Below are 19,679 nucleotides of genomic sequence, written 5' to 3' on the forward strand. Positions count from 1 at the left end.
CTATTTTACCGGGAGGGTTTTCTTTTTGGCAAGGGGGAGACGGTGAATCCTCTCCAATACCTGGCGAAAGATTGTCTGAGCACGCATCTCTTTAGGATCATCCACTGACCGGACAACCACGGATACCGACCAACGGGGGCGGTCATAAGGGGCATACCCCACCATCCATTTATTATAGCGATCCCCCTTGGAGCCGATCTGGGCCGTTCCTGTCTTCCCGGACAACGGGATGGAAGCCCCCTTCATGGAACGGGCAGTTCCTTGTGTCACCACTCCCCGCATCATTTGCCGAACCTCTTTGAGGGAGCGTACCCCGATGGTTTTGTCCATTTTAAGTGCGTGGGATGGAAAACGGAAAAACAGGGTTCCATCATAGCGACGGATTTCATTCACCACCCGGGGATTGATTGTTTTCCCCCCATGAAAGAGTGTGGTCACCATATTAGCAGCTTGGAGCGGGGTCATTCGGACATCCCGTTGGCCAATTCCTGTCTGTGCCAACACCCCCCGATCCTTCCTTGAGGTTCCCTCAGCGAAGATCAGGCCCTTTTCTTCCCCCTTAAGCTGGTGAAAATCTTTTTCCTTAAACAATTCTCCCTTCCATATCATCGCCTGCCCCAGTCCCATCCGGCGGGCATAGGACTCAATCGTTTTCCCTCCTAGTTTCTCTGCTACCTGGGCAAAAGTGATATTGCAGGAATTGGCATAGGCTTCGGCAAAGGTTTGTTCTCCATGTCCTTTTGAACCGGTATCCGTCAAACCGTAACGACCCAACTTCCCGCTACACTCGAAGGTATCTGACGGCTTTACTTTCCCGGTGTCCAAAGCGGCAACTGCAACCACCGTTTTAAAAATGGACCCCGGTGTTGCCTCCATCAACGCCCGGTTGTCCCATGGGTTTTGGTCCTTTTTTGCCGTGGACCCGTCTGGACGGCTTGCCATTCCCAAAATATCTCCCGATGCGATATCTTGAACCACAACAGCCCCTTCTTGAACCCCGTTTTCAGCCAATACTTCCTCGACTGTCCGTTGGATATCCTTATCCAGGGTGGTTACCAGTTGGTAGGGGAATACGGTCTTTTCCCCCGATCCTTTCGTGATCGACGTCCCATTCAGAGGACGCCCCCGCCCATCCGCACCATATACGAGCAGTTCCCCGCTCCCGCCCCTCAGAAAAGGTTCGAAAGAGGCCTCCAATCCTGTGACTCCGATCCTGGACTGCGAATGGTAGACCCCATTCTTCCATTCCTCCGGGTATTTTTCCCGAATGAGAAACGGATTTCGTTCTAAGCGCCCGATCAACGGCCTGGCAAAGGGTGTCCCCGACCGGTTATCCGATTTCAATGCATAAATACCGGGAATGGCCAAAGAACGAATCGCCTTCGATTGCCCTTCCGAAAGCACTTTATCAATGCGCCCCTCTGCCAGCGCCATAGGGCCTTGTAACTTTGCCAGCCGGGATGCCAGATCACCATAGGGCATATCCAGGATACTGGCCAGCCGTTCCAACTTCTTTTGATTGGCCTCCAATTGGCCTCGTGACATCGGAAAAGAAATCAGACGCCATTCCTTCTGATAAGTAAAGGGCCGCCCCCTGCGATCAAGGATGCTTCCCCGACCGCTGTCCACCACGAATTCTCTGTTTTGCTGCTCCTGTGCCCGAGCAATCAGGTTAGCCTCCTCCCGGGAAAAGGAATGGACAGAAGACACCTGAATCCCGTACAGGCGGAGCAAAATCCCCCCAAACATCAGAATGATTGCTCCGGTAACCAAGATGATGCGCCAACGCCTTCCTTTGATGAACATCCATCCGTCCCTCCTGTCTTCTCCATTTTCGTCATGGGAGAGACCGGTTAAACGGTGGATAAAGAAACCACAAAAAAATCGCCCCTTTCCGCTTGTTTTCCCGACCACATAACACGGGACTTTTTCAAATAAAATAAGAGGACAATCTTTCGTGGGAAGAAGGATAAGCATGAACCGCCATCTGGCTATCCTCATCGGTGGAATCCTGATCAGTCTCGGAATCAATCTATTTTTAACGCCCCATCGCCTGCTAGACGGAGGCGTGATTGGGCTAGCCTTAATCCTTCGCTATCTATGGGGTGTAAAAACGGGGCTTGCCATTATCCTGCTCAGCATCCCGCTTTTCTATATTGCCTGGCTTTTTGACCGACGTACCTTGCTAAATAGCCTGTACGGGATGCTGGTCTCTTCCCTGCTGATCGACTGGCTTTCCTTTCTCCGCGGCAGCCTCGCTTGGCCCATCCTTCCCAGCGCTCTCATAGGGGGACTGCTTGTGGGAACCGGAGTCGGATGGATGCTACGCCATCGGACAAGCACCGGCGGTACCGATCTGATCGCCCAGTTGGTGGCGGAACGATTTCATCTCAACGCTGGGGGCATCATCTTCCTGATCGATGCCGCCATCATCGGCTCCGGAAGCTTCATCCTAGAGCCCATTCAGCTTTTGCATACCTTTTTGACCATCAGCGCCGTCGGCTTCTCTACTTCCCTGTGCGTGGGGCAAGCAGCAGAGGGCTCTATCCCCCATTGAAAAACATTTTACTTACAACCAAAAACCCCCGGCTAAAAGCCAGGGGTAAAGCTGCTGACAAGCCCGACACAGGGGAGCAGAGCCGGATTTTCGACTGCGCACCAGATGGATCTCCCGCAGATGTGGGGGTTGTCCGCTCCGTCGGAAACCCATCTGCGGGTTTTAGGATAAAATCAAGCGCTGGAACGCTTTTCTTCCTTTTTCGCCGGGACCGCTTCCTTGATGGATCCCGGTTCCGATGCAGCAGGTTTCCGATCGGGGAGAGGTTCTTTTTCTTTATCCTTGTCCTCGTCGTCGGACAGAAGTCCCTTGGTGGATTCTTTAAACTCTTTGATAGTCCGTCCGAAAGCACGCCCCATCTCCGGCAGCCGCTTCGGGCCAAAAAGGATCAGGGCCAAAACCAGGATGAGGATCAGTCCGGGAATACCGATATTCGGAATCATCGGATCAACCCCTGAAACCTTGTACCGCAACAACAGCCGCTTGGGGTTTATCACCGTGGGGCCAACGGCTGGTCGGATTGGCAGGATCCTTGGTTTCTTCCCCCGGATGCTGGACTGCGAGGAACAGCGTTTCTTCGTCAGGAGTAAACCAAGGACCGGTCATCTCGGCATCGGTTGGCCCGGAAGCAAATTGAAAGGCTTCCCCCTTATTGGGTCCACTGGTAGGAATATAGAAGGCACCGTTGTTTTTAAACGATTCGTATACCCCGTCCTTATTCAATTTGCTGGAGGAGATATCACAGAAAACCCACAGGTTACCGGCTTTATCAAAGTGAAGATTATCCGGGCAGGAAAATCCGCTCTGGGGACCGCCTACGGCGAATACTTCAAAACGGAAATCCGTTGCACCAGCATCATCGCCCTCTTCCATGAAACGGAGGATCTGACCATGGAAGTTACCGTGATCCTTGTTGTTTGTCAAGGCCAGATAGGCGGAGCCGTCAACCGGGCTCACTTCCACGTCCTCTGGGCGATCCATCGGAGTGGCACCCAACAATTTGGCCGCCTCTCGAGCATGGACCAGCACCTCACCCTGGGTCTGGAACTTTTCCTTAAGAGCCGGGGATTTTTCCAAATCGAGAGGGAGCCATTTCCCTTTGCCTAGATCCGCTACATAGAGGGTTCCTTTTTCCAGAAGACGGCTATTTTTTTTGCCGTCCCCCTTTCGGTAGACATCGTCACTGATGTATTTGTAAAAGTGCTCGTTGTTGGCGTCATCTCCCATATAGACAACGAGGCGACCGTTCTTGGCCAGGGTCATCGCGGCATTCTCATGAGAAAACCGGCCCAAAGCGGTATGTTTTTTCGGCTTCGACTTGGGTTGGAAAGGATCTACCTCGACTACCCACCCATAATGCGTATCGTTTCGTCCCCAACGTTCCGCATCTTCCTGAAAATTCTCTTCACAGGTAAGGACGGTATTCCAAAGGGTACGTCCGCCGCTACAGTTGGCAAACGTCCCTTCCACTTCGGAAACACCTCCGACAGCTTGATTCCCTTTGGCAGGGCCGGTGAGATCGATCATGGTATTGGCGGTAACACGGCGGGCATACCGGGATTCCTTGACTAACTTCCAGGACCCCTTTTCTTTTCGAACCTCGATGATGCTTCCGCCCAAGTTGTACTGCTCAATTTTATGTGCTTTTGCTTTTGGAGTATTTTCAGGATACAGGAACATCTTCCCATCCCCGACATATTCATGATTGACCCATAGCAATCCGTGTTGGGAAGACTCTTCGATAGGGAAGTAAACCGTCAGATCACAATTGTAGCCAAAGGTTTCTCCGTTACCGATTTCGTCCCCCCAAGCAGCGATCACATCATGACCGAATCCGCGGGGCAGAACCAGTTCATCCTTGCTAGAGGGTTTAATCGGGTGAAACGGTACACGTCCACCGCCTTTTGTTGCAGCAGCCACCTTGTTCCCAGCTTGGTCGGCTACTTCCGCCACTTTGCTAACACCGGTTGCCGTTCCGACCAGCGCGGCTGTTCCTACCCCCAGATAAGTCATGAACTGTCGTCGGGTCATTTTCTCCATCGGATAAGACTCCCTTCCCATCTATTGTCCAACTCCAACTGTAGCGTTCAAGGGTTGATGGTATATCAACCTTTTATTAATTTCTCGTGAATTTGTCTAACGGTGTCGAATTTTGATGAATGGAGGGAGACCCCTCACCGTTTATGACCCGATAAAAAAAGAGTACCCGTTTCTCATGGGTACTCTTTTTTATCAGCGGTCACCAGATGTTTTGGCTGCCTGCCGCTTGCTTTTTTTGATATTTTGTTGATGCTCCCTGTCGGTACGGGCAAAGTAATGCAGGCCGCTTCCATCCTTTCGCGTCACATAAAAGAGATAAGGATGCTTCTCCGGGTTAAGGGCCGCATTGAGTGCTTTTTTGCCCGGATTGGCGATCGCTCCTGGGGGAAGCCCTTTGATTTGGTACGTATTGTAGGGGCTTTTCACCTTCAGATCTTTAAAATAGAGGCGGGATTTCTGTTCCCCGAGAGCATATTGGACCGTAGCATCCACTTGTAATTTCTTTCCTATCCGAAGTCGATTATAGATCACACCGGCGATTCGGGGCAATTCGTCCCTAACCCGCCCCTCCCGTTCCAGGATGGAGGCGAGCGTAACCCATTCATCGACCGTGAGTCCCCGTTCCTTTAATTTTTCCCGGACACCCGGTTTTTGAAGTCGGTTTTGGAACTGTTGGAGCATCGCACCTACCAGTTTGTCTGGATCAGAGCCTTTAGGTAAATTATACGTGGTAGGGTATAAGTAACCTTCCAATCGGTGTCTTCGTTGTTTATCCCGGGAGATTTCTTTTAAGAAGGCGTAGGGATATTCTTTTCGATCCACCGCTTGCAAAAAAGCTTCACGGTCGACCCCCTTCGTCTCCAGACGATCTGCAATTCCTTCCACCGTTGTTCCTTCGGGCACGGTCAGGCGCAACACCCTTGGTGATCCTTCGGTAAGAATAGCCATGATTTCAGCGGCATCCGACCCGGGGGGTATTTCATACATCCCTGCTTTTACCCCTTTTACCTGCCCATTCAGATAAGCATAGACAGCGAAAAAAAGATCATCACGAATGAGTTGCTTCTCTTCCAGAAGCTTGCCCACATCAAAGATAGAAGTCCCTGGAAGTACCTCCATTTTTACCGGCCGGTCCGTCTTGGAGGACAGGCTGTATCCGATATACCAGTACCCCAGCGCAGAGAACGCCGTAAACAAAACCAAGGTGAACACAAGCCGCAAGATCCATTTCATGGTTGTTTTTACCTCTCTCGCTGAGATTCAACCATACCCTATCATAACCTACCCCAATTGTACATGCGCCCTTTCTTAGTTTGCCAGCTCTCGGAATCGTTCCAAATCACCGCCGAAAGGGATCGTTGCGGGACTTTGGTAAAGGAAAGGTTGAATGATCGTCACGAAACTGTCAATCATCCTTCACCTCATAAACAAAACCCATCCGTCCTTTGTTCCCATTTTTTCGTCCGTTTATCTGGCGCTGTTTTGGGTCTGAGTTTTTTTGCTCTTTTCGATAAAGGTACGATGCTGATCGAAAGTTTCCGCGAAATAATGCTTTCCCGTGCCGTCTTTTTTCGTTACATAGTAGAGAAATTTGTGTCGTTCGGGGTTGAGCGCCGCTTTCAACGCTTTTTCACCTGGATTGGCTATTGCACCTGGGGGAAGCCCTTCGATCTTATACGTATTGTAGGCACTTTTCAATTTCAAATCGTCATAGGAGAGACGTTCCTTTTGCTCACCCCTTGCATACTGGACCGTCGCATCAATCTGGAGCCGCATATTTTTGTTCAACCGATTGTAGATGACACCGGCTATTCTGGGAAGTTCACTCTTCACTTGCCCTTCGCGCTCCACGAGGGAAGCGACAATGACCCATTTATCCAGACTGAGATTCTTTTGCTTCAGCTTTTCGTTAACACTATTTTGTTTCATGCGGGTCTCAAATTGGCCGAGCATCAGATTGACGACATCATGAGCGGTCGCTCTTTTGGGGATGTTGTAAGTGCTGGGAAAAAGGTATCCCTCCAGCCGGTGCCGACGCTCCGGAGATTTCTCCGGGAGTTCCTTGAGAAAAGGATAATTGTAAGAATCGTTATCCACTGCTTCCAGGAAATCTGCTTTGCTGATGCGCCCCCGCTTTTCAAGAGCGTCACCGATCTGTTCCACGGTGAACCCTTCCGGAATAGTCAACGTGTAAGTACTTTGTTTGCCCTGGGTAATCAGATTGAGGATGCCATCGATATCCATCCCAGGGGGGATTTCGTAGATTCCGGCTTTCAACCCTTTGCCGTTGCCAGTGATCCAGGCGTATGTAGTGAAAAAAAAGTCGTTTCGGATCAACCCCTGTTGATAGAGCCTCTTACCGATGTCCGATGTGGAAGCACCGGGCTGAATCTCAAGAGGAACCGGCTGATCACGTTTGGGCGAACCCAAAGAATGATCCACATAGAAGTAAGCCAGAACCGACCAGGCAGCGAATAAGGCCAAAGTATAAATGAATCGCATCAGCCACTTCATCCATTGTGCTCCTTCTTCTAATTTCGCTTCTCTATGTTATCATATGTCCCCATAAAAATAACGGGGGAACTCCCCCGTATTTCGTCATGATTCGTCATTAATCAACAATTCGTCGATGGCGTCCGCTACCTCTTCCCACTCTATCTCATCTTCTACATGTTCGATATGACGGCCTGCCTCCGACTCGGTCACCCGGTATACCGCAGCGTCAGCATCACGAGAATCAGGGGGACGCAGGACGACATAATGGCGTCCGGCCAAGTCAAGCTCCCGCAAAATTTGATACCGTGACTCGGAATCGGCCCCTCCCTCATCGACAAGGGTGAGTTCTGGACCGAATTCCGCCTCCAGGATATCCAGTTTTCTTGGGATCTTCTCCTGTTCCTTCGTGTCCATGGATCGACCCTCAGCTTTCGTCTTCGTCAAACTCCGTTTCCAGCGTACGGAGCACTTCCTCCACCATATCCCACTCGTTATCGTCCTCAATCGGCATCAAGGAGAACTGCTCGCCTTCCCCTTCGTAGCGGAAAGCGTACACTTCCTGTTCGATGGGCTCATCATTTTCTTGGGCCCCTTCCGGTTCATCCACCGGGGTAAGCAGGATGTATTTATTGCCATTATCCTGCTCAAAGCGGTATAAAACCTGGAAAGATTCCTGTTCGCCTTCATCGTTGCTGATGATTACCATTTCTGATTCGGGGTGTTCCTGTTCATGATCATGGTGTCCATTGTCATTCATCGGTATTCCTCCTTTGGGCATCCAAATATCCTTGCAAGATCCAGGACGCCGCCATTTGATCAACTACCTTACGTCGCTTCTTCCGGCTCATGTCCGCCTCGATCAGCGTACGTTCCACCGCCATTGTCGATAATCGCTCATCCCACATTCGAACCGGGAGCGAAAACCGCTTTTCAAGATCCCTCGCCAGAGATTGGCAAGCCTCTCCTCTTTCTCCAATGGAACCGTCCATATTACGGGGCAAGCCGACGACAATAGAACTTACTTCATATTCGTTAATCAACTGAGCGATACGGTCCAGCCATCGGTCATCCTCCGTACGTTGGACCGTTTCCACTCCCTGAGCAGTCCATCCCATCAGGTCACTAACTGCGACTCCTACCCGTTTTTGTCCCGCATCGATCCCCATAGTACGCATCATTTCACTCCTGCATCCCTTCCAGCCCGCCATCTTTCGCTAGTGGTAGTTTGGTTTTCAGCTGCGCTGGTTATCTAGGAAGGATTTGACTAGTTCCTCCAATAGCTCATCCCGTTCCAACTTCCGAATCAGGGCTCGGGCGTTGTTATGACGGGGGATGTAGGCCGGGTCCCCAGAAAGAAGGTAGCCGACAAGCTGGTTAATCGGGTTGTATCCCTTGTCCTTGAGGGCCCCGTAGACAGTCAGCAGCACATCCCGGGGGCTAAGCTCCTGATCCTCTCCACGGAAATCGAACTTCATTGTTTTATCCATGGACACGTTCAACACCTCTCCTACGTCGGATAACCCACTGGGCTCAGCGTGTGCTTAAACACCCTTCATCTCCCAAGGATAACCTCAAGAGCGGGTTTCAGAATCGCACGGTGACCCACTTTCCCAAAGACATTCGCCTTAGACGGATCCATTTCCTCTTTTTCCTTGTTTCCCTGGGGGTTAAACAAGGTTTAAATCACATCCGCTGTGGGACCCGGCAGATCCCCTTACGATTGAGCGAAGACAGCCTCCCGGACGGCTTGAAAGGCTTCTTCCAACCGCTCCGGCTCTTTTCCACCCGCCTGAGCTAGATCGGGGCGACCACCTCCGCCGCCGCCACAGCGGCTAGCTGCTTCTTTTACCAGCTTGCCGGCATGCAACCCCGCCTGAACGTACTGCTTAGAAACACTGGCCACCAGCTGCACCTTGCCCCCCTGAACACTTGCGAGGACGATCACCCCTTCTTTCAGCCGGGTTTTTAGATCGTCAACCATACTCCGTAGGGCATCCATGTCCGGGGCGTCCACTTTCGCAGTAAGAATTGGGACCCCGCCTACCTCTTCCGCCTGGTCGACTAGATTAGCACCCTCCAGCCGATTCAGTTTTGCCCGAAGGGACTCATTCTCCCGGGAGAGCTCTTTCATCCGTTCTTGGAGGGATTCCACCCGGTTAGCCACATCATCGGGGGTTGCCTTCAACCGACCTGCCGCAAGGTGGAGAATTTGCAGCTGATCCTCTAGATACCGGTAAGCCCGACGACCGGTAAATGCTTCGATACGGCGTACCCCAGAGCCGATACCGCCCTCACTGACAAGCTTGAATAAGCCGATCTCGCCAGTCTGTCCGACGTGGGTACCACCACACAGCTCCAGGCTGTACTCACCCACTCGAACGACGCGAACCTCATCTCCGTATTTCTCACCGAAAAGAGCCATCGCACCCATCGCCTTCGCTTCCGCAAGGGGTTTGACCATGGTTTCCACCGGCGTATTCGCCCAAATCTGGGCGTTTACCCTCTTCTCCACCAACTGTTTCTCTTCTTCCGTAAGCGGTTCGATATGGGTAAAGTCGAAACGCAGCCGGTCCGGTGCCACCAAAGAACCAGCTTGATTGACGTGGTCACCGAGCACTTCCTTTAATGCTTTATGCAGAAGGTGGGTCGCCGTGTGATTTTTCATCACCTCGTTCCGGAAGGCACCTTTGACACTAGCCTCTGCCTCGTCCCCATTCCGAACGGTCCCTTCCTCAACAAGAACGGTGTGGATGTGTTCCCCTCTCGGTCCTTTTTGCACATCCATAACGGAGAGACGTGCACGAGGGGTTTGGATTTCGCCCTGGTCAGCCACCTGGCCTCCACTTTCGGCGTAAAAAGGAGTTTGTTCCAGCACGACAAAACAGGTCTCCCCTTCTCCGACCACGTCCACCAATTGTTCACCATGGAGCAGGGCAGCGATGCGGGTCATGGTCGTCCAGCTAGTATACCCTACAAACTGGCTGTTTACGCTCAATTCGGAGAGAGCTCCCCCTTGCACCTGCATACTGCCGGAATCCTTACGGGCTTCTCTGGCTCGTTGGCGCTGGGCTTGCATCTCCCTTTCAAACCCTTCCGTATCAACCGTAAGGCCTTGTTCTTTGGCATAATCTGCGGTCAGGTCCAGAGGGAATCCAAAGGTATCATATAGAGTGAAGGCTTCCTGCCCGGAAATTTGGATCTTGCCTTCCTTTTTCAATTGCTCCGCGATCCCTTCGAGGATCATCAAGCCTTCGGAGAGTGTCTCTAGGAACCGCTCTTCTTCTCCCCGGATCACCTTTTGGATGAACTCCTGTCTTTGGGCTGGCTCCGGATAAAACTCCTTCATGATTCCAGCGACGACAGGCGTGAGTTGATAGAGAAAAGCTCGCTCGACCCCCAGGGTACGGGCATAGCGGACTGCCCTTCTAAGCAAGCGGCGCAGCACATATCCTCGTCCTTCATTGGAAGGAACCACCCCGTCGGCGATCGCGAAAACCAGCGTTCGGATATGATCCGCGATCACTTTGAGAGCCGTATCCGCCTCGTTATTCACTCCGTACTTGACCTGGGCTTCCTCGCAGATTGCCCGTATAATCGGCTGGAAGAGGTCGGTATCAAAATTGGTCCGGACATCTTGCATGACAGAAGCCATCCGCTCGAGCCCCATCCCGGTATCGATGTTCTTCTTGGGAAGCGGTGTGTAGCTACCATCGGGATTGTGATTGTATTGGGAGAAAACCAGGTTCCAGATTTCCAGAAAACGCTCGTTTTCCCCACCGGGATAACATTCCGGGTCAGCGAGATCTCCGTAAGCTTCCCCCCGGTCGAAGAAAATCTCCGTGTTGGGACCACTCGGCCCCTCCCCGATATCCCAGAAATTATCCTTCAGTTTAATGATGCGCTCTTCCGGGATACCCACTTCTTCATGCCAGATTCGGTAAGCTTCATCATCTTCCGGATGAATGGTGACAGAAAGGCGTTCTGCATCCATCCCCATCCACTTCGGATCAGTCAGGAATTCCCAAGCCCAGTGAATCGCTTCTTTCTTAAAATAATCCCCGATAGAGAAATTACCCAGCATTTCAAAAAACGTCTGATGGCGGGCCGTATAGCCAACGTTTTCGATATCGTTCGTCCGGATTGACTTTTGCGCGTTGACGATTCGCGGATTTTCCGGGGCAACCCGGCCATCAAAATATTTTTTTAACGTGGCTACCCCGCTGTTGATCCAAAGAAGCGTCGGGTCGTCCACTGGGACCAGCGACGCAGAGGGCTCCACCCGATGCCCCTTTTCAGCGAAAAAGTCCAAGTACTTTTGGCGGATTTCGTTTCCTCTCATGGTTTCCAGCTCCTTTTCTTTTCCATAGACAGCAAAAAAGACCTTTTTCGCCCCGGCCAGGGACGAGAAAAGGTCTTCCCGCGGTACCACCCCGATTATCCACCCCCCAAAGGGAGAGGATCACCTTGTTTAGATAACGGCTACAGGCGCCGGCAGGCTTTTGGTCACCCGCACTCAGAAACTGGCCTTCGACCGTCCGGTGCCGGGGAGTCTTGCAGCCAAGGACATCCCTCTCTGGATCGGGGGGCGGTCTACTTCGGTTTCGTCATCGCATCCTATTGTTTTCCCGTGTCAATGGGGGCTTTTTCATTCCTGATATCTATTATACAACGAAAGGGGCTTCCTTCAAACCTCCTGCCCGTTTTTTCCTATCTTTCATGCCCTCTTGATATAATGTCGCATTATATGCTCCACTATCACCTTTCCAACGGCGAAAAAGGGAACCGCCAGGATAAGTCCGAGAATCCCACCTAGTTCTCCACCAACTAACAGGGCAAAAATGATAAACAACGGATGCATGTGCAGGGTTCGACCGACAATTTGGGGAGAGAGAACATTCCCCTCCAGGATTTGAACAGCGAGATTGACCAGAATGACGCCCAAGACCATCTCTTTTGAAATCGTAAAAGCGACGAGAAGAGCCGGAAAAGCTCCGAAGAAGGGCCCCAAGTAGGGAATCACATTGAACACAGCAACCACCGCCGCCAATAAGAGCGGATAAGGAAGACCAATGATCAGATAACCGATATAAGCCAATACCCCGACGGCAACACAAACCAGTAACTGACCTCGTATATAGTTACCAAGCGCTTCATCGATATCTCGGAACATCCGGACTACCTCTTTGCGGCGCCGGGTAGGAAGCAGCGTAACAAAGGCTTTTTCGATAACGTGGACATCCTTCAACATATAGAAAGCCAAAAATGGAATGATGAAGGCGATAAAAAGTTGGTTGATGGTGGTACCAAGAGAGCTCATCAGGTTTCCTACACCATCAGTTACCGCCCCTTCCAGACGGTCCAAAGACTTTTCAACTCCCAGTCGTACGCTTTCCGGCAGGGAATCTTTACTATGGTTCATCTGGTCCACCCAGGACTGCATCCTCGCATTCCATTCCGGAAAGTGCTCAACCAATTCCTGTAATTGATGATTGAAAAGGGGAAGGAGATTCGTTAGGACAATCGCGACCGCTCCAATGAAGAGGGTATAAATGAAGAGAACGGCCAGCGACCTTGGGATCGAACGGCTGGCCAACATATTGACGACGGGATTCAATAAATACGAAATGATGACCGCCACGAGAAAGGGTCCCAGCACCGCTTTGATAAAAAGGAGGATCGTGTAAAGTAACGGCTCGATCTGGACAAGCAAAAAGAGGATGCCCAGCAGAACAAGGACCAAAAGGGACCCGCTCAATAACCGGTTTTGGCTGAACCGTTCCATGATCCCCCTCCTTTGGACCGGTTAACATACGGATAGTGCCAGGTCATGCTAACGCTCATCCAAAGTATATGTCCAACCCCTCCCCTTTACGCAAAGAATATGAGTGTCCGATACCGAAAATAAAAAGCCGCTCCGTCCTCTGGACAGAGCGACTAATCATGGTGGGGGAATGACCGGTGGGAACGGTCAGCGGGCTCGGCGAAGCAAGTTTCGTCCGAAGACCATGGAGATAATACGTGCGATGTCAATGCCACCGCGGGCCTTATTCATCCATTTGAACAAGCCCATCCCGCCCATTTGCCGGCCTTTCATCATTCCGGCGAAGTTGCCAAAGTTTCCGGATCGGCGGTAGCGCTGAAACAGAAAGGCGGCGATCGAGCCGATCAACAGCGTGGAAAGAATTGACCGTCTCATGGAAATCCCCCTTCCCGGATATCACAAGGATATCGAATCCTGCTCCCCGTCTCCGAGGAACAAGTCGTTCAGCGAACTGAGGCTTCCATCCTCTTCCACTTGGTGAATAGAAGAGATCTTGCCGTCGTTCACGGTCAGTTCAATAAAACAACCCCAACAATAAAACTGATTGGTTCCCACCCGGCCAATGTCATGGGTGTTGCAGTTCGGACAGCGAAGCATTCGGGTACCCCCCGTTTCATTGGGCGTCCCGTACAGGTTCTCCCAAGGAGGCAATCAGCACGTCTTCCCCCCAGGTGAGCGGCGTTTCGGGGCGAATGACTTTTCGCCCTTCACGCAAGTCATTGAAAAACCCGTCGGACAGTTCATATCCAGACAGGATTCCCATCTCCCCCCAGAAATAGACGTCTTCTACCGTTCCCATCGCTTGCCCGCCTGCTGACAAGACAGGACGACCCTTCAGTTTCCGTTCTCCGGTGACCAGCCCGGTCCAGCCGGTCTGCCTTTCGGAGAGCGGGAAGATATCCGCCTCGCTGTTCAGAATGACCGCATCGACACCCAATGACCGAATCCGTTCGATCGGGATAAAGCGACCGCGCCGGATCCATCCCCCACATTCCAACAACAGACCTCGGAGGCGCTGCTCCTCGTCAAAGAGCAGATCTTTGACTACGCCCAGCCGTTTGCCTGTTTCCACATGGATGACCGGTAAACCGATGACATCCTGTGATTTGCGCAAGGATTCATCACTCCTTCCGCTTTGTTTAGTATGCGTGGTAAGGCCGGGTCTCCATGCCGGGGGAATGTTACCATTCGGCTTCAATCAAGGTGGTCAGCTGACTATTTCGTTCCTCCCTCTCCCGGCGGTTCACTCCCCAAGCGAGAGCTTCCGTCTCCCCGCACAGGATCAGATAGGATTTCGCTCGCGTAATCCCCGTATAAATGAGATTTTTTTGTAACATTCGTCGGTAGGCCATCAAGACGGGCAGGATGACGATGGCGAACTCTGACCCCTGTGCTTTATGCACGGAACAAGCGTAAGCCAAACCAATTTGGTTGAGTTGGCTCCGTTTATACGGCACTTCCTGCCGGTCAAATTGCACCCAGAGAACAGGCTGGTCATTGCGGGCATCTTCTTCAATCGCGGAAATTTGCCCCATATCTCCGTTGTAAACGGGATGTTCCGGATGATTGACCAGTTGAAGAACCTTATCCCCATGGCGGAAAACGGACTCTCCCCACTGGATTTCCTTCTTCCCTTCCCGGGGAGGATTGACTGCTTTTTGCAGTTCCTCGTTAATCCTATTGACCCCGGCTAATCCTTTGTACATTGGGGATAGGACCTGGATGTCAAACAGGGTGTATCCCCTTTCCAGGGCATTGGTGTAGGTCTGGAGAATGACATGGACTGCCTGATCTTTTTTACAGGAAAAAAAACGGCGGTCGGATTTGGGTTCCGTCAAATCCGGTGGAACCTCGCCAGCCTTAAGGGAATGGGCGAGGCGGATGATAGAAGACCCCTCCTCCTGCCGATAGATGTCCGTCAATTCGACCCGTGGGATGCCCCTTACTTGAAGGAGATGGTGAAGAACCTTGCCAGGTCCAACGGAAGGCAGCTGATCGTCATCTCCGACCAGGATCACTTTCATCCCTTTGGGTACTGCCCGAAACAGCTGATTAGCCAACCAGACATCCAGCATCGACACCTCGTCGACGATCAGGAGAGAGCCTTCGATGGGATGGTCAGCATCCCGTTCAAAGAAGTCACCCTTCCAACCGAGTAATCGATGGATCGTCATGGCTGGAATCCCCGTCGCCTCGGACATTCGTTTCGCTGCGCGTCCGGTTGGTGCAACCAGACGGATCGGATAGGGTTTTTCCGAATTCTCGTAATCCTTGGGATCGATGGTACACTCTTCTAAGCGGCCGAACAAGTGACAAATCCCTTTAATCACCGTTGTTTTCCCGGTCCCAGGACCACCGGTCAGGATCATCAAAGGCGAGTCCATGGCCATGGTCATCGCTTCCCGCTGCCGTTCAGCATAAGCGACTTTTAATTCCTCCTCCACCTCTCCCACAGCCTTGTATAGCTCATGGGCCGGTGTCGGCTCCACCTTCTCCTCCAGCCAATCCCGCACCCGCATGGCTACCCCGTGTTCTGCGAAAAACAGGGAGGGAAGATAATACTTGCCGTGCTCCTCGATGAGGCGCTCCTCTTCCGCCATCTCCTCCAAAAGCCTTTGCCGCTTTTCCGAGGGAAATAACTCTTCCCCATTGGGGGCTAGGAGGGGTTCCATGCTTTGTACCAACTGTTCCTCCGTCACAAAGACATTCCCACGGGATAGGGACGCCTCCCGCAGGGCGAAGAGCGCAGCAGCCTGGAACCGTTCTGAAGCATCCAGAGCAATCCCCGATTTACGGGCAATCTCATCCGCCCTGCGAAAACCCACCCCCTCCACTTCATCGATCAAACGGTACGGGTTGGTCTTCACGACTTCCATCGTCGCTTCCTTAAACGTTTGAACCACCTTTAAAGCGGTGGCGGGACCTAGGCCAAATTGGTACAGGATGACCAAAGCCTGCTCCAGAGTATGATGCTCCCGCAGGCTCTCAGCAATCGTCTGAGCACGCGCCCCCGTTACCCCCGGAACCTCTTCCAGTACCGCCGGATCCGCTGTCGCCTTTTCCAGAGCATTGGGCCCGAGGTGTTCGACAATCTTTTCCGCGGTTTTTTTGCCGACACCCGGGAACAACCCGCTGGAGAGATACTTCGCCACCGCTTCTTTGGAGCGGGGGAGCTCCTTCTTGACGTGGTTCACCTGGTACTGCTTCCCGTATCGCGGATGATCGGTCCATTCTCCAAAACAGACCAGCGTTTCATCCGGGTGAGGGCGGATCATATTTCCGACCACCGTCACCTCATCCGTGTCCAGTTCCTCCGTCGCTTCCGTCACGCGCATCAGAAACACACCATACTGATTTTCTTCGTTATAAAAAATCTCCTGAACGAAAGACCCCTTTAGATAACTCTCCTGAAAAAGATCCAGACCGGGTTGTTCCATGAATTTGCACCTCTGCCGATCGAATGTTCTCGATTTCAGTATAAAGGTTGCAGGAACGGGATGCCACAGGATTGAGTATGGTCTCGCAATCCGAGGCGCCCTTCGCCTCCTCTAACGTTCATCTCCCTGAATGAATGAGACTCTGTTGCCACCTTTCAACAAAGGATTTCAGCGGATCTACTTTTTTGAAAAAAACGGTAAATGCTATTGACAGCAATCGTTTTTCGCAATAAAATATTTTTACGAAATACCAACCATTTACGAAGGATGATCCTTAATGCAATTACCCGACACCTACCGAGTGGAATCGCTGGAACAGGCAGCCGCCCTCCTTCATCCCCTGCGCGGGGAAATTTTGGCCCACCTGACAGAACCCGTTTCAGCGGCGGAAGTGGCGCGGCGGATCGGCGAGATCCCCCAGCGGGTCAACTACCACCTGAAAGCCTTGGAAAAGGTTGGACTGGTAAAGCGCGTCGGGAGCCGCCGAGTAAAAAACTTGGTGGAAGGCCTTTACTTGGGTGTTGCCCGCTCCTATCTCTTGGCAGACACCCTCGGACTTTCCCCCACCGCCCTCAGTCGCCTGAAAGACCAGCAATCCCTCTCCCATCTGATTCAAACATCAGAACGGATTAAAACGGCTGCTCTCCGTTTAATGGACCGTTCGGAAGAGGAAGAAGAGGTGCCAAGCGCAACATTAAGTACCGAAATCCGACTGAAAGATGAAACGGATCGGCAAGCTTTCCTCGATGAATACGTCACTCAGCTTGAACAGTTAGCCGCCAAATATCAATCTACCGACGGATCTCCCTACCGGATGGTGATGGCGGTCTATCCTGAAGCTGAAAACGGAAAGGAACCCGACGGCAATTAAAGATAAGCGACTTTGAACACCCATCTTCATACCGTCCGCTGGGTAAAAATACGCAAAATGGAGGGTAAAAACCTTGAAAAAAAAAGAAAGACCGTTCCCGGTCAATCCAAAACCGTCCCTAAACGCCAAGAGCAATGACCACTCATCCAAAGTCATCCCTCTTCCAACCTCTCTACGAGAGACCGATGGAGGCAATCAGACGGCAACAGTCCGGACCCTTCATCCTTCCTCCAGCAGCATCCCCCTCGTCATCACTGAAGTTTCTTCCGGTTTCGGTAGAACCCAGAAACCCCGGGCACAGGCCGCCGCCTAACCCCCTTATCAAAAAAAGGGGGGAACATGCAAGTGCCGGCTAGTGCCGGATCCCCTCACAAATAAGGAGTGAAAGACATGAACCTTACTCCAACGGTAATCGAGCAGACCCACCGCGGAGAACGGTCCTATGACATATACTCTCGTCTCCTCAAGGACCGGATCATTTTTCTCGGTTCCGAAGTCAACGATGTTTCAGCTAATGCGGTGATCGCTCAGCTTCTCTTTCTCGCTTCTGATGACCCGAGCAAAGACATCCACTTCTACATCAACTCTCCCGGCGGATCTACCACCGCAGGCTTGGCTATCTACGATACCATGCAACACATCCAACCCGATGTGGCCACCATCTGCGTCGGCTTGGCCGCCTCTGCGGGAGCTGTATTGCTAGCCGCCGGTACCAAAGGCAAACGGAGGGCGCTGGCCAACGCCGAAGTAATGATCCACCAACCCTGGGGTGGAACCCAGGGCCAGGCTTCAGACATCGAGATCCGAACTCGCTGGATGCTGAAAACGAAGGAAACTCTCAACCGCATCCTGGCGGAGCAATCAGGACAGCCTTTAGCTAAAGTATCCCGAGACACGGATCGGGATTTCTACCTGTCCGCTACCGAGGCGAAAGATTACGGTCTGATCGACGAGGTTATCCGTTGAAAGTCACTTCGCTGCCGAAATTTACCCGCATTCTCCAACGAAGCGGTAACAAGTTTAAAAAAGAGCCGGGCCCTCCTTTTTAGGGCTCGGCTCTTTTTGCTATGGTTCAACTCTTTCTCACTCGATCCAGAACATCTTCACCGTCAACATTGTTATCAGCGCCCGGAGGCACCAACCAGCGGCCACACACGCTTTTCCTTTGGCCGCTGGTTGGTGCCGGAAGGCACGGAGCGGACAACCCCACATCTGCGGGAGGAGCATCTGGCGCGGAGTCGGAAATCCGGCTCCGCCCCCCCTGCTCCGGGGTTTGTCAATAACCTCCCGGCCAAAAGGCCGGTTTCATCACTTCAACCGTTTTACCACCTCAGCCACCGTGCGGGCGGCTTGGGATGTCTGTTCCGGTGTATTTCCCAGGCCGAAACTGAAGCGGATAGCTGAGCGGGTTTCCGCTTCCGGCAGGTTCATCGCCCGCAGCACATGGGAGATTTTCAGGGTACCGGAGGTACAGGCAGATCCGCTGGAACAAGCGATCCCCTCCATATCCAGACTCATCAGCATGGTTTCCGTGTCGGTGCAGGGAAAGCTAACATTCAGGATATGGGGAAGATGCTCGGTTGGATGACCATTTACCTGGAAATCGATATCCGCTGCTTTCCATTCCGTCACCATAGCCTCCCGGCAGCGGCGGGCCTCATTCCGGTGATGTTCGCGGTTGGCGACAGCTATTTCCGCCGCTTTGCCGAAACCGACAATCCCCAGGACGTTTTCCGTACCAGCCCGGCGGCGGCGTTCTTGCTGCCCTCCATACATCTGGGGCCACATCTTTACCGCACGAGAAAGATAGAGAGCACCGACTCCCTTCGGGCCGTTGATCTTATGACTGGAGAGGGTGACCAAATCCACCGGCAGCCGTTCTACATCAACCGCTTCCATTCCATAAGCCTGGACAGCGTCGGTGTGGAAGAAGGCCCCAGCCTCTCGGGAGAGGGAGCCAATCGCTTCAATCGGCTGTAAGGTACCCACCTCGTTATTGCCAAACATAACGCTAACCACCGCTGTCCGTCCATCCAGGGCCTTTTGAAAAGCATCGGGGTCGACCCGAGCACTCCGATCTACCGGCAAATAGGTCACTCGGAACCCCAGCCGTTCCAGATAAGCGCATGTATCCAGCACCGCATGGTGTTCCACGGAGGAGGTAATGACATGGTCACGCCCCTTTTCCCGCTGGGCCAATGCCGTTCCAACCAGAGCCAAGTTGTCCGCCTCCGTACCCCCACTAGTGAAAATCAACTGACTGGGATCTGCGTTCAAGCCAAAAGCCACCTGATCCCGTGCCCGATCCACGGCGTTGCGGATCTCCCGACCAAATCCATGGATACTGGAGGGGTTACCGTACAGTTGGTCCAGGTAAGGTAGCATCGCCTCCCTCACCTGGGGATGGATTGGCGTAGTCGCCGCATGATCCAGATAAATGGCCATTTTCCTTTTCAC

Annotated in this window: 20 protein-coding genes; 4 read left to right on the top strand and 16 right to left on the bottom strand. The window is 52.4% G+C overall.

Features of this window, described 5'->3' with window-relative positions; translation table 11 throughout:
• Complete coding sequence (locus ACFOUO_RS08395) at positions 1 to 1,806, bottom strand: peptidoglycan D,D-transpeptidase FtsI family protein (protein ID WP_380704140.1); 1,806 nt, start codon at positions 1,804 to 1,806, stop codon at positions 1 to 3.
• A 169-nt stretch (positions 1,807 to 1,975) separates the two neighbouring features.
• Between ACFOUO_RS08395 and ACFOUO_RS08400 the strand changes: the two genes are divergently transcribed.
• Entirely contained in the window at positions 1,976 to 2,557 is a 582-nt protein-coding gene (locus ACFOUO_RS08400; protein WP_380704142.1) for a YitT family protein, read from the top strand.
• Between the two features lie 173 nt (positions 2,558 to 2,730).
• Here the strand turns inward: ACFOUO_RS08400 and tatA are convergent, their stop codons facing one another.
• The 14 genes from tatA to recD2 all read right to left on the bottom strand — a co-directional run bounded on the left by tatA (position 2,731) and on the right by recD2 (position 16,351).
• On the bottom strand, positions 2,731 to 3,000 hold the full coding sequence (gene tatA / locus ACFOUO_RS08405) for a twin-arginine translocase TatA/TatE family subunit (RefSeq protein WP_380704144.1): 270 nt from the start codon (positions 2,998 to 3,000) through the stop codon (positions 2,731 to 2,733).
• A 4-nt stretch (positions 3,001 to 3,004) separates the two neighbouring features.
• Positions 3,005 to 4,597 (bottom strand): PhoX family protein, encoded by a 1,593-nt coding sequence (locus ACFOUO_RS08410; RefSeq protein WP_380704146.1) that lies wholly within the window; start codon positions 4,595 to 4,597, stop codon positions 3,005 to 3,007.
• 192 nt (positions 4,598 to 4,789) lie between these two features.
• Positions 4,790 to 5,830, bottom strand: a complete 1,041-nt coding sequence (mltG, locus tag ACFOUO_RS08415) for an endolytic transglycosylase MltG (protein ID WP_380704148.1) — start codon at positions 5,828 to 5,830, stop codon at positions 4,790 to 4,792.
• A 234-nt stretch (positions 5,831 to 6,064) separates the two neighbouring features.
• Positions 6,065 to 7,111, bottom strand: coding sequence for an endolytic transglycosylase MltG (gene mltG / locus ACFOUO_RS08420; RefSeq protein ID WP_380704150.1), 1,047 nt, complete (start codon positions 7,109 to 7,111; stop codon positions 6,065 to 6,067).
• Positions 7,112 to 7,195: 84 nt separating this feature from the next.
• A complete protein-coding gene (locus ACFOUO_RS08425; RefSeq protein ID WP_380704152.1) occupies positions 7,196 to 7,507 on the bottom strand; it encodes a DUF1292 domain-containing protein in 312 nt (103 codons plus the stop codon).
• A gap of 10 nt (positions 7,508 to 7,517) precedes the next feature.
• Positions 7,518 to 7,850, bottom strand: a complete 333-nt coding sequence (locus tag ACFOUO_RS08430) for a DUF1292 domain-containing protein (RefSeq protein ID WP_380704154.1) — start codon at positions 7,848 to 7,850, stop codon at positions 7,518 to 7,520.
• Positions 7,843 to 8,271: a Holliday junction resolvase RuvX gene (gene ruvX, locus ACFOUO_RS08435; protein ID WP_380704156.1), complete on the bottom strand. Its 429-nt coding sequence runs from the start codon at positions 8,269 to 8,271 to the stop codon at positions 7,843 to 7,845. Before ruvX ends, ACFOUO_RS08430 begins: the two co-directional genes overlap by 8 nt.
• A gap of 54 nt (positions 8,272 to 8,325) precedes the next feature.
• Positions 8,326 to 8,580, bottom strand: coding sequence for an IreB family regulatory phosphoprotein (locus tag ACFOUO_RS08440; protein WP_380704802.1), 255 nt, complete (start codon positions 8,578 to 8,580; stop codon positions 8,326 to 8,328).
• A 227-nt stretch (positions 8,581 to 8,807) separates the two neighbouring features.
• Positions 8,808 to 11,432 (bottom strand): alanine--tRNA ligase, encoded by a 2,625-nt coding sequence (gene alaS / locus ACFOUO_RS08445; RefSeq protein WP_380704804.1) that lies wholly within the window; start codon positions 11,430 to 11,432, stop codon positions 8,808 to 8,810.
• A 375-nt stretch (positions 11,433 to 11,807) separates the two neighbouring features.
• A complete protein-coding gene (locus tag ACFOUO_RS08450) occupies positions 11,808 to 12,875 on the bottom strand; it encodes an AI-2E family transporter (protein ID WP_380704158.1) in 1,068 nt (355 codons plus the stop codon).
• Positions 12,876 to 13,061: 186 nt separating this feature from the next.
• The gene (locus tag ACFOUO_RS08455; RefSeq protein WP_380704160.1) at positions 13,062 to 13,289 is read right to left on the bottom strand and encodes a hypothetical protein; all 228 of its coding nucleotides are present in this window, start codon (positions 13,287 to 13,289) and stop codon (positions 13,062 to 13,064) included.
• Between the two features lie 21 nt (positions 13,290 to 13,310).
• Positions 13,311 to 13,511, bottom strand: a complete 201-nt coding sequence (locus ACFOUO_RS08460) for a hypothetical protein (protein ID WP_380704162.1) — start codon at positions 13,509 to 13,511, stop codon at positions 13,311 to 13,313.
• Between the two features lie 16 nt (positions 13,512 to 13,527).
• The gene (locus ACFOUO_RS08465; protein ID WP_380704164.1) at positions 13,528 to 14,028 is read right to left on the bottom strand and encodes a PRC-barrel domain-containing protein; all 501 of its coding nucleotides are present in this window, start codon (positions 14,026 to 14,028) and stop codon (positions 13,528 to 13,530) included.
• A 67-nt stretch (positions 14,029 to 14,095) separates the two neighbouring features.
• Positions 14,096 to 16,351 (bottom strand): SF1B family DNA helicase RecD2, encoded by a 2,256-nt coding sequence (gene recD2 / locus ACFOUO_RS08470; RefSeq protein WP_380704166.1) that lies wholly within the window; start codon positions 16,349 to 16,351, stop codon positions 14,096 to 14,098.
• Positions 16,352 to 16,628: 277 nt separating this feature from the next.
• Between recD2 and ACFOUO_RS08475 the strand changes: the two genes are divergently transcribed.
• The 3 genes from ACFOUO_RS08475 (at position 16,629) to clpP (ending at position 18,188) form a co-directional block, all read left to right on the top strand.
• Positions 16,629 to 17,222 (top strand): helix-turn-helix domain-containing protein, encoded by a 594-nt coding sequence (locus tag ACFOUO_RS08475; RefSeq protein WP_380704168.1) that lies wholly within the window; start codon positions 16,629 to 16,631, stop codon positions 17,220 to 17,222.
• A 73-nt stretch (positions 17,223 to 17,295) separates the two neighbouring features.
• A complete protein-coding gene (locus tag ACFOUO_RS08480; protein WP_380704170.1) occupies positions 17,296 to 17,535 on the top strand; it encodes a hypothetical protein in 240 nt (79 codons plus the stop codon).
• Between the two features lie 77 nt (positions 17,536 to 17,612).
• A complete protein-coding gene (gene clpP, locus ACFOUO_RS08485) occupies positions 17,613 to 18,188 on the top strand; it encodes an ATP-dependent Clp endopeptidase proteolytic subunit ClpP (protein WP_380704172.1) in 576 nt (191 codons plus the stop codon).
• Positions 18,189 to 18,530: 342 nt separating this feature from the next.
• Here the strand turns inward: clpP and ACFOUO_RS08490 are convergent, their stop codons facing one another.
• Positions 18,531 to 19,667, bottom strand: a complete 1,137-nt coding sequence (locus ACFOUO_RS08490) for a cysteine desulfurase family protein (RefSeq protein WP_380704174.1) — start codon at positions 19,665 to 19,667, stop codon at positions 18,531 to 18,533.
• Between the last annotated feature and the right edge of the window lie 12 nt (positions 19,668 to 19,679).

Origin of the sequence: Salinithrix halophila (assembly GCF_042650125.1) — a bacterium.
In the GTDB taxonomy this organism is placed as follows: domain Bacteria; phylum Bacillota; class Bacilli; order Thermoactinomycetales; family DSM-45169; genus Salinithrix; species Salinithrix halophila.